The following is a 10,800-nucleotide window of genomic DNA, read 5'->3' as shown; positions in this document are numbered from 1 at the left end:
ATAAGGCGTTCACGCCGCATCCGGCGGCTGTGCCATAATGCCTGATGCGACGCTTAACGCGTCTTACCAGGCCTACAAACGGCATTATCTGTTTTGGTTGTCGCACTCCACCAGCACCAGCAATAACTGGCTTAGTGTCGCGTAAAAACCAAAGCTGTCATACTGACGGCAACGCGTTACAAATTCCGGTAGCCATGATCGCAGCGCCGCCAGCGTTTTTTGCCGTAAGCTGTTGATTTTTTGTGTGGTAACTTTCCCTTCCCCCAGTGAAAAATGCAGATAGCTCAACAACTCAAGATAAATCGCCAGATGATCTGCCGGTTCGTTGAAGTTGCTACTGGTTTCCATGCCCGCCTCAACCAACAAGTGTTTAATCTCTTGCTCGTCCTGTTTGTAGGCCGATGCATACGGCAGCGCCGCTTGCTTGTCGGTCATCAGAAACAGGCCGCAAAAATCAGCGGCCAGTTCCAGACGGGCGTCGTTACGTACCACCAGGGCAGCAATGCTTTTCTCCAGCTCGTCCACCGCCGCAGCCAGCGGCGGTTCGCTTTTCAGCAAAGAAAACCATTCAGCCATCTCCGCACTGGCGATTTGCGTCAGTTGTTCATCGTCCAGTTCACGGGAAAACAACTGCGCCAGCCAGGCGTAGACGCAGGCAGTCTGTTGTGCCGTCAAGGAAATCATGATTTCACCTGCGACGCCGGAACATATTCGCACTGCGCCACCATTTCGATGGGGCCGCTAAACGCCGTCACCTGATCCACTGTGCTTGTGTATTTTTCGATTTCCACCAGTGTGGTATGCGCACTGGTCGCCTGCGCCAACTGTGAGGTGCCGATGTCAATGGTCAACACATTGGGGTTACCGTATTTGCACAGCGCCCCTGGCTCGCCGTCTTTATCCGGATCGTACCATGCCCCTTCGTGAATTCGCGTCACACCGGGTGCATAACGGTCAGAAACGACTGCCCCTGCTAACACCTGACCGCGATCGTTAAAGACGCGTACCACATCACCGTGACGAATGCCGCGCGCACTGGCATCCTGCGGGCTAATAAAGACAGGCTCTTTACCCACCACCGTATACTGCTGACGCAGAGTTTCCGACTCACATAACTGCGAGTGAAGTCGAAAATCCGGATGCACAGATTGCAAATGCAACGGATATTTCTGCGAGCCTGGCCCACCGTGGGAGCGTTCGATTTTCTCAAACCACATCGGATGCCCCTGACAATCGTCATAGTTCATGTCAGCGATGGTTTTCGAATAGATCTCAATCAGGCCGCTCGGCGTCCCCAGCGGTTCGAGGTCCGGATCTTCACGGAATGCCTGGTGGCGAACAAACATCTGCGGGTGGTCAAACTCGACGTACTCTTTGTTATTCCAGAAGTCATCAAACGCTGGTAGATGAACGCCGCGTCCTTTGCCCTGTTGTACACCTTCCTGCCAGATGCGTTTCAGCCAGCCCATTTCATCCAGCCCTTCAGTAAAGGCTTCTTCACGATTAAAGCGACGGCACAGCTCGCGGAAAATATCAAAGTCGTTGCGCGCCTCAAACTGTGGCGGCACCACCTGTTTCATAGCGATAATTCCACGGTTGGAGTGGTTGCCGTACTGGTCGAGATCGTTACGCTCAAACTGCGTGGTCGCAGGTAGCACGATATCGGCAAAACGGCAGGTTGAGGTCCACTGGTTATCTATGGCGATAACCGTTTCCAGCTTACGCCAGCCTTCGATAATACGGTTGATCTGCTGATGACGATGGAATGGATTAGTTCCGGCAAAAATACACATTTTCAGCGGCGGCAGTTTTACCGATTTACCGTTCCAGTTGATCACTTTCCCTGGTTCGAGGATCGCATCGACAAAACGGGCAATCGGAATGGTGCTGCTATAACCTTTGTAGTCGCTGTTGTCGTGAACAGGCGGAATCGACGTTGAACCGGAGAAACCGCTCAGAATAACGCCTTTACGCCCCGGCGTACCTGCGCCGTTATAGTGCCAGCCAAAACCAAAGCCACCGCCCGGCAGGCCAATTTGTCCCAGCATCGCTGCCAGAACCACAACCATCCACGCCCACTGTTCACCGTGCTGCATACGCTGTACACACCAGCCAGCAATGATCTGTGTTCTGTTCGCCGCCATCTGCCGTGCCAGCGCACGAATTGTTTCGGCATCAATACCAGTCAGTTTTTCAGCCCATACGGCATCTTTCGGCTGACCGTCTTTCTCGCCCAGCAGATACGGTAGGAACTGCTCAAAGCCCACGCAGTAGTTGGTGAGGAAGTTTTTGTCGTACAGATTTTCGCTGTACAGCGTATACGCCAGCGCCAATTGCAGCGGCACATCAGTTTGCGGGTTAATCGCAATGTGCTTCACATGCTCACGCCCCAAATACTCGTGAGTTGACGTCACGATCGGATCGATGCTGATGACTTCAATTTCACCAGCAGCAACTTTCGCTTTTAGCTGCTCGTAATATTCATAAACGTCATGATCCGGGCACCACCAGTTCGCCTGCTGGTTTTTCAGCAAATCGGAGCCCCACAGCACAATGGTTTTGCTGTTCTGCAATACCAGCGGCCAGGAGGTTTGCTGTTCATACACTTCCATCGAACCAACCACACGCGGCAGGATCACCTGCGCAGCACCGGTAGAATAGTCACCACCTGTACCGACACTATTGCCATGCAGTGCAATGGCTTTCGCCAACATACCGGAAGCATTGTGGAACATCCCCGTCGATTGCCAACCGCTGGCAGTCAACAGGGCGCTCGGACCGTGCGTTTTCTGCACACGTTCCAGCTCTTCATAGAACATGTCGAGGGCTTCATCCCAGCTCACGCGCACGAAGCGGTTATCGCCACGATGGGATGTGTCGCTCAGATGGCGCTTACGTAGCCAGTCCACGCGTACCATCGGGTAACGAATACGCGCCGCGTTGTGTACGTGATCCGGCAATCCGGCGATCATTTTCGACGGATATTTATCCAGTTCGAACGGTTTTGCCGCCACAAAGCGACCATCCTTCACCGTCGCGCGGATAGCCCCCCAGTGCGACCCGGTCAGAATGCCCTCTTTCGAGGTGACCGCCTCAGTAGCCGCTTGCGCCGCATTCACACGGCGCGGCGTTAACAGTGACGGCCCCAGCATCCCGGCGATAGTTAAGCCGCCGAGTTGCGCCAGAAAACGCCGACGTGATGCCTGAAAGAGATCGTTATTCTTCATTATTTTTCTTCCTTCTTATCGCCGTGAACCTTGCCTGCAGTGTCGGACGCATTCATTTGCAGATATTTCAGCAAGGTGCGTTCTTCACGTTTATCGAGGCTGGTAAAGCCAATCATGCCGTTGAGCGTGCCAATCCAACCGTTAGCGTCAAAGTGGGAGATTTCCGGTGCGCCGTGGCACTGATTACAGGTGCCGTTGTACAGCGAATCCGCATAAGCCCAGATTGGTTTGATGTTGTTCACCATGTCGCCTTTCTTCATCCACGCAGTGGCCTGCAACTTGCTCCACTCGGTATTGGTATCGGTCACGGTGGTTTTCTCCAGCGTTTTCACCTGCTGCTGAACATCACCACGAATCGAGGCAACAAAGATGCGTTTGCCTGGGAACTGGGTGAGTACACGCTGACGTCCGGCACTTTCCGTCCAGCCGGTAATTTCAATTTGCAGCCAGTCGCCGTCACGTTTAAGGACTTTCACTTCTGAGGCAGGCAGCAGAGAACCAGACGCCTCTTTATCGCCTTTCGCCGCATAAATCGACTTGATATCAATGGAGTACAGCGTGTCACCACTGTCATCAGCACTGGCGCGCAGCTCGTCGAACTGCTTACGGAAACCGCTACTCATATCCGGCAACTGGTGGGCAATACCTTTATGACAGTCGATGCAGGATTGGTTATCTTTCGCTGCCACCTTCATCTGACGCGCCGCTTCCGGATGCTGCTTCGCATGATCCATCGCATCGTAGTTATGACAGGAACGGCAGGTTGCCGAGTTGTTTTCTTTCATTCGCGCCCATTCACGCTCGGCAAGTTCCGCTCGTTTGGCTTCGAATTTCTCAGGTGTATCAATGGAGTGGGCAATAAAGGTTTGGTAAATGTCGTTGCTCGCTTCCAGTTTACGCTTCACCATGCCCGGAATATCCGGCGGAATATGGCAGTCATGGCATTCGGCACGCACGCCAGAGGCGTTCTGGAAATGCACCGAGTGTTTATATTCTTCATACACCGGTTGCATACTGTGGCAACTGACACAAAATTCGGTTGTGCTGGTGACTTTAATCCCAACGTGAGGCAACACAATCAGCGCGATGCCAATCACAATCCCAATAGCGACCAGCGCCAGCACCGACCAACGAGCACTGGGTCGGCGTAGCGCATTCCAGAGTTTCCGCATAATAGCCCCTGTAAAATTAAGGTTTAGTGAAGTGATCTTAATGAGCAAATATGAACAGCGGCACTGGTCAGGATGAACGGCTTACGGCAAAATATGAACAGATATGAACAGAATGAGTAATCCCCCTGATGCCACATCATATTGTTATTGTTGAAGATGAGCCGATTACCCAGGCACGCTTACAAACCTACTTTACCCAAGAGGGGTATACCGTTTCCGTTACGGCGAGCGGTGCCGGGCTGCGGGAAATTATGCAGAATCAGCCGGTCGATTTAATTCTGTTGGATATTAATTTACCTGATGAAAATGGCCTGATGTTAACCCGCGCGTTGCGGGAACGTTCGACGGTAGGCATTATTCTGGTTACCGGACGCAGCGATCAGATTGACCGCATTGTCGGGCTGGAGATGGGCGCGGACGATTACGTAACCAAGCCGCTGGAATTGCGCGAACTGGTGGTGCGGGTGAAAAATCTGCTCTGGCGCATCGACCTCGCGCGGCAGGTGCAACCACTTACTCAGGACAACTGTTATTGCTTTGCTGGTTATTGCCTAAATGTGTCGCGCCATACGCTGGAGCTGGATGGCGAGCCGATTAAACTGACCCGCGCAGAGTATGAAATGTTGGTGGCGTTTGTGACCAATCCCGGCAAAATTCTCAGTCGCGAACGTCTGCTGCGTATGCTCTCTGCCCGTCGGGTGGAAAACCCCGACCTGCGTACCGTCGATGTGTTAATTCGTCGTTTACGCCATAAACTCAGCGCGGATTTACTGGTGACTCAACATGGCGAGGGCTATTTCCTAGCCGCTGATGTGTGCTGATAAAAATAGACCGGACGAAATCCTCCTGGCGACAGCGAGCGGCGAATATGTTTACGGTCGGCATTTTTCGGCGTCAGGATTAAAATCGGTGGGCTGATATTATCAGACACCGATTGTCCCTGTAATTGTCTGATAGCCTGCTCAACAGCCAGTTCCCCCTGCCAGACCATTTGATCGCTGGCAGCCATAATCACTCTTCCCCGCTTCAGGCCACGATAAACCTGGTGTGAAAGATAAAATGACACTACGGTGAGCGGCGTTTTCAGGTTGCGCCCTTCGCCCATCGCCGCCTCTGCGGCAATGGCCGTTCCGGCAACAACGTCGATTTCTGGATGACGCTCCAGCATCTCCTGCAACAGGTTACGCTGGATTTCAATATCGTTATCTCCGAGCGCAATATCAACAATACGCACCGGGCTTCCGGCAATGGCTGCGCGGAACCCCGCTACCATCTCCTTACTACCCCCGGCGTTGTCCGGGCCGGGCATCAACAATACATTGAGAGGTTTTCCGTTGCTCCATTGCACCAGATACCGCCCCGGCTGATAGCCCATCTGAAACCAGGGCACGCCAACGCGGCTTGTTACCTGTGAGTCGTCAATGGCATTCACCAGCTCGATCACTGGCAGACTTTCTACCTGCTTTTGCAATTCGGGAAATGACGTCGTGCTGCTACCGAGCAAAATCGCTTCTGCGCCCCATTGTTTACACTGCTCAATTTGCGCCTGCTGAGTAGCCAACTGACCGTAGCCACCGGCCTCCAGCACTTTTAAATCCACACCATAGCGGCGGGCTGCTTTCTGCATACCATAGTTCAACGATAACCAGTATGAATCCTTCAGACTGGGATAGAGCGCACACAATTTCCATGAGCGTTTGACTTTAAGTGATGTAACAGGCTGCTCCGTAAAATGTTGCGCATCATGCCAGCGCAACAGGTTATCGCCCGCAAAAACGGGTAACACGAAAAAGGGAAGAAGTAACAAAAGCAGTATGCGCATGATAGCCTCATCAATAATAAGGCTTTATGCTAGATGCATTCCACTTTGCGACTCAACCTTTTTCACCTAAAGTGCACCAACTGTGAATTTAACCCTGACCCGAAGACTCTGGATGGGCTTTGCCCTGATGGCGTTGCTAACCCTGACCAGTACTCTGGTGGGATGGTACAACCTGCGTTTTGTCAGCCAGGTAGAAAAAGCCAATACTCAGGCATTGATTCCTACCATGAATATGGCGCGTCAGTTGAGCGAAGCCAGCGCCTGGGAACTTTTCGCCGCGCAGAACCTGACCAGTGCCGATAACGAAAAGATGTGGCAGGCACAGGGGCGAATGCTCACCGCGCAAAGCCTGAAGATTAACGCGTTGTTGCAAGCGTTACGGGAACAAGGTTTCGACACCTCTGCGATTGAACAACAGGAGCAGGAGATCTCCCGTTCGTTACGTCAGCAAGGCGAACTGGTGGGGCAGCGTTTGCAACTGCGCCAGCAACAGCAACAACTCAGTCAGCAAATTGTCGCTGCCGCTGATGCGATCGCACGTATGGCGCAAGGTCAGGCGAATAACGCTGCGACCTCTGCCGGAGCCACTCAAGCCGGGATTTATGATTTGATCGAACGTCATCAACACCAGGCTGCCGAAAGTGCGCTCGATCGGCTGATTGATATCGATCTTGAGTACGTTAACCAAATGAATGAACTGCGTCTCAGCGCCCTGCGGGTGCAGCAAATGGTGATGACTCTGAGGCTGGAGCAGATCCAGAAAGATGCGCCAACGTTGGAAAATCAACTCAATAATGCAGTGAAAATTCTACAACGTCGGCAAATACGCATTGAAGATCCGGGTGTGCGCACACGGGTGGCACAATCCTTAGAAATCATTCATCGTTATAGCGATTTACTGGCGCTTTATCAGCAGGACAATGAAATCAGCAATCGTCTGCAAACTCTCGCCCAAAATAACATCGCCCAGTTCGCACAGTTTAGTAGCGAAGTCAGCCAACTGGTTGACACTATTGAGCAACGCAACCAAAGTGGACTCACTCATCTGGAAAAAGCCAGTGAACGAGGGCAATACAGCCTGCTACTCCTGGGCGTCGTTTCCCTTTGCTCTTTGATTCTGATCCTCTGGCGCGTGGTTTATCGTTCAGTCACGCGCCCACTTGCCGAACAAACGCAGGCACTGCAACGCCTGCTGGACGGCGATATCGACTCCCCTTTCCCGGAAACCGCTGGCGTGCGGGAGCTGGATACCATCGGGCGGCTGATGGATGCTTTTCGCAGTAGTGTTCATGCGCTTAATCGCCACCGCGAACAACTGGCAGCGCAGGTCAAAGCGCGCACTGCCGAATTGCAGGAACTGGTAGTAGAACACCGGCTGGCACGGGCGGAAGCAGAAAAAGCCAGTCAGGCAAAATCGGCGTTTCTGGCGGCAATGAGCCATGAGATCCGCACCCCGCTGTACGGCATTCTCGGCACCGCTCAACTGCTGGCGGATAACCCGGCGCTTAACGCCCAGCGTGATGATTTGCGGGCAATTACCGATTCTGGCGAATCATTGCTGACCATCCTTAACGATATTCTCGATTATTCGGCTATCGAAGCAGGTGGCAAGAATGTCTCGGTCAGCGATGAACCGTATGAACCGCGCCCGCTGCTGGAAAGTACCCTGCAATTAATGAGCGGGCGGGTGAAAGGTCGTCCGATTCGACTGGCAACGGAAATTGCCGACGATGTACCGACCGCGTTAATGGGTGATCCGCGACGTATTCGCCAGGTTATTACCAATTTGTTGAGTAATGCCCTGCGTTTCACTGACGAGGGGCAGATTGTCCTGCGTAGCCGCACTGATGGCGAACAATGGCTGGTCGAAGTGGAAGACAGCGGCTGTGGTATTGATCCCGCGAAACTAGCTGATATCTTCCAGCCATTTGTTCAGGTGAGTGGTAAACGCGGCGGCAGTGGACTGGGGTTGACGATCAGTACCAGCCTGGCCCAGGCGATGGGCGGCGAACTGATCGCCACAAGCACGCCGGGGGTTGGAAGCTGTTTTTGCTTACGGTTACCGTTACGCGTTGCCACCGCGCCAGCACCTAAAATAGTCAATCAGGCGGTGCATCTGGATGGTTTACGCTTGCTGTTAATTGAAGATAACCCGCTAACGCAGCGTATTACCATCGAGATACTGAACGCCAGTGGTGCTCAGGTCACTGCCGTTGGAAATGCCACGCAGGCTTTAGAGACGCTGCAAAATAGTGAATCGTTTGCTGCCGCGCTGGTGGATTTTGATCTGCCGGATATCGACGGCATTACACTTGCCAGGCAACTTTCGCTGCAATATCCGTCGCTGGTTTTGATTGGCTTTAGCGCCCATGTCATCGACGAAACGTTGCGCCAGCGTACCAGTTCGCTATTTCGCGGAATTATCCCTAAACCGGTGCCGCGTGAAGTGCTCGGTCAGTTACTGGCGCACTATCTCCACCAGCAAAAAAATAACGATCAGCCGCTGGATGTATCGCAACTCAATGAAGATGCACAGTTAATGGGAGCGGATAAGATCCACGAATGGCTGACATTATTTAAACAACATACCCTGCCGCTTCTTGATGAAATAGACACTGCTCGCGCCAGACACGACAGCGAGAAAATCAAACGCGCTGCGCACCAGCTAAAAAGTAGTTGCGCCAGTCTGGGAATGCGCAGTGCCAGCCAGTTGTGCGGGCAACTTGAGCGGGAACCATTAGCCGCTCTCCTGCCGCGCGAAGAAATTACACGCAGTATCGCGGCTCTGGAAGAGTGGTTGAATAAGAAAGACCTGAACGCGATTTGAATCAATATCAGCCAGATAAGAAGACTTAGAATAGTAGCATTTAGCATGCAACTTAATGGACTGGCAAAATCATGGCTGAGAAAAAAAGAATCCGCTGGCAGCGGCGGCCAGGCACAACGGGCGGTAAATTACCGTGGAATGACTGGCGCAATGCCACGACCTGGCGTAAAGCGACGCAATTATTACTGCTGGCAATCAATATTTATATTGCCATCACCTTCTGGTATTGGGTGCGCTATTACGAAACGGCAGGTAGTACGCCTTTTATCGCAAGGCCAGGTGGTATTGAAGGCTGGCTCCCTATTGCCGGTCTGATGAATCTGAAATACAGCCTTGAAACAGGCCAGTTACCTTCCGTGCACGCCGCCGCGATGCTGTTGCTGGTCGCTTTTATCATTATCAGCTTGCTGCTGAAAAAAGCCTTTTGCTCGTGGCTATGCCCGGTTGGTACGCTATCTGAGTTAATTGGCGATCTGGGGAAAAAACTGTTTGGTCGGCAATTTGCCCTTCCTCTCTGGCTGGATATTCCTCTGCGTGCGGTGAAATATCTGCTGTTGAGTTTTTTTCTCTATATCGCGTTATTCATGCCCGCTCAGGCGATTCACTATTTTATGCTATCGCCCTACAGCGTGGTGATGGATGTTAAAATGCTCGATTTCTTTCGTCATATGGGGACAGCGACGTTAATCAGCGTGATCGTTTTGCTGATTGCCAGCCTGTTTATTCGCCATGCCTGGTGTCGTTATCTCTGCCCGTATGGCGCGTTAATGGGACTGGTTTCGCTATTATCGCCGTTTAAGATTCGTCGCAATACCGAAAGTTGTATCGACTGCGGCAAATGTGCAAATAATTGTCCGTCACGGATCCCTGTCGATAAATTAATCCAGGTTAGAACGGTGGAATGTACCGGCTGTATGACCTGCATCGAGTCATGCCCGGTCGCCTCAACATTAACTTTTTCGCTGCGAAACCCCGCGATAAATAAAAAAACTTTTGCGTTATCTGGCTGGCTAATAACACTACTGATATTGGGAATTATGTTCGCGGTGATTGGTTACGCGATGTATGCAGGTGTATGGCAAAGCCCGGTGCCAGAGGAGTTGTACCGACGCTTAATTCCACGGGCGGCAATGATTGGTCATTAACAGAGTGACAAACGGAACATCACCTCGTGCTGGGGTGATGTCCACAAAATCACATTATTTGGATTTTGACGTCATAGCCTTCAAGCCCGGTCATTTTCTCCCGCGCGGTGAAGCGAATTTCAGAGACTTCTTTCCCTGTGCTCTTGTTTAACTCGGTGATTTTTTGCGCAATAAAGTCGGAGATTTCTGTTTCGGCTTGTTTTTTTAGCTCTTCAATATTCACTGTTAACCTCTTCTGGTCTTAAAAGGCAGCAACACGCCAGTAAGGTGTTGGTTCCCTGTTCAGGTAACAAAAGTTATAAGCTATCTGCCTGAAAGATTCAATAATCAGTAGGTTATCGCTCAATATGCATACAGGGATGAGTGCAAACAGAAGATATAAAAAAGGCTCCGCGAGGGAGCCTGATATTATTTTGTGAAATCCAGTGGCGCATGGTCTGTGCGTATTTGTAAAGCAACGTTATCAAAGGTGATCATCGTCGATTTACAGAAAATACACTTAGCTCCCAAAGGATTTCGCTCCGTCACATCGAATGCCGATGTGCGGTACTGTGAACCATGACAACATGGACAGCGGAAATGGAGATGTTGAGTAATAACGGCAACC

9 protein-coding genes and 1 pseudogene are annotated in these 10,800 nt (G+C 51.8%); 3 read left to right on the top strand and 7 right to left on the bottom strand.

Annotated features, from left to right (window positions below; all coding sequences use genetic code 11):
- Nucleotides 1-84: 84 nt before the first annotated feature.
- The 3 genes from torD to torC are packed head-to-tail and all read right to left on the bottom strand — an operon-like array spanning nucleotide 85 to nucleotide 4,399.
- Entirely contained in the window at nucleotides 85-684 is a 600-nt protein-coding gene (gene torD, locus A1SC_RS19505; protein ID WP_000624781.1) for a molecular chaperone TorD, read from the bottom strand.
- Nucleotides 681-3,227, bottom strand: coding sequence for a trimethylamine-N-oxide reductase TorA (torA, locus tag A1SC_RS19510; RefSeq protein WP_016261893.1), 2,547 nt, complete (start codon nucleotides 3,225-3,227; stop codon nucleotides 681-683). Before torA ends, torD begins: the two co-directional genes overlap by 4 nt.
- On the bottom strand, nucleotides 3,227-4,399 hold the full coding sequence (torC, locus tag A1SC_RS19515; protein ID WP_016261892.1) for a pentaheme c-type cytochrome TorC: 1,173 nt from the start codon (nucleotides 4,397-4,399) through the stop codon (nucleotides 3,227-3,229). Before torC ends, torA begins: the two co-directional genes overlap by 1 nt.
- A 128-nt stretch (nucleotides 4,400-4,527) precedes the next feature.
- Here torC and torR point away from each other — a divergent pair, with 128 nt between their 5' ends.
- Nucleotides 4,528-5,220 carry a two-component system response regulator TorR gene (gene torR / locus A1SC_RS19520; protein WP_001120100.1) on the top strand — a complete coding sequence of 231 codons (693 nt, stop codon included), beginning with the start codon at nucleotides 4,528-4,530 and terminating at the stop codon, nucleotides 5,218-5,220.
- Here the strand turns inward: torR and torT are convergent.
- A complete protein-coding gene (gene torT / locus A1SC_RS19525) occupies nucleotides 5,193-6,221 on the bottom strand; it encodes a TMAO reductase system periplasmic protein TorT (protein WP_001516147.1) in 1,029 nt (342 codons plus the stop codon). The genes torR and torT overlap by 28 nt on opposite strands.
- A gap of 82 nt (nucleotides 6,222-6,303) precedes the next feature.
- Here torT and torS point away from each other — a divergent pair, with 82 nt between their 5' ends.
- Both torS and A1SC_RS19535 read left to right on the top strand, forming a co-directional pair.
- Nucleotides 6,304-9,048, top strand: coding sequence for a TMAO reductase system sensor histidine kinase/response regulator TorS (gene torS / locus A1SC_RS19530; protein ID WP_001054762.1), 2,745 nt, complete (start codon nucleotides 6,304-6,306; stop codon nucleotides 9,046-9,048).
- A 71-nt stretch (nucleotides 9,049-9,119) separates the two neighbouring features.
- On the top strand, nucleotides 9,120-10,193 hold the full coding sequence (locus A1SC_RS19535; RefSeq protein WP_016261891.1) for a 4Fe-4S binding protein: 1,074 nt from the start codon (nucleotides 9,120-9,122) through the stop codon (nucleotides 10,191-10,193).
- A gap of 49 nt (nucleotides 10,194-10,242) precedes the next feature.
- Here A1SC_RS19535 and A1SC_RS19540 read toward each other — a convergent pair whose 3' ends face one another.
- The 3 genes and pseudogenes from A1SC_RS19540 to A1SC_RS23015 form a co-directional block, all read right to left on the bottom strand.
- A complete protein-coding gene (locus tag A1SC_RS19540) occupies nucleotides 10,243-10,416 on the bottom strand; it encodes a GnsA/GnsB family addiction module toxin (RefSeq protein ID WP_001019201.1) in 174 nt (57 codons plus the stop codon).
- Nucleotides 10,406-10,627: pseudogene (locus A1SC_RS25580) on the bottom strand (cold-shock protein). Before A1SC_RS25580 ends, A1SC_RS19540 begins: the two are co-directional and overlap by 11 nt.
- Nucleotides 10,602-10,790: a cold shock small protein YmcF gene (locus tag A1SC_RS23015; RefSeq protein WP_071524879.1), complete on the bottom strand. Its 189-nt coding sequence runs from the start codon at nucleotides 10,788-10,790 to the stop codon at nucleotides 10,602-10,604. The pseudogene A1SC_RS25580 and the gene A1SC_RS23015 overlap by 26 nt, the downstream one beginning before the upstream one ends.
- Nucleotides 10,791-10,800: the final 10 nt, after the last annotated feature.

Source organism: Escherichia sp. KTE52 (assembly GCF_000408325.1).
In the GTDB taxonomy this organism is placed as follows: domain Bacteria; phylum Pseudomonadota; class Gammaproteobacteria; order Enterobacterales; family Enterobacteriaceae; genus Escherichia; species Escherichia marmotae.
The sequence above is the reverse complement of the archived record's forward strand: the minus strand, read 5'-3'. Positions and strand labels throughout refer to the sequence as shown.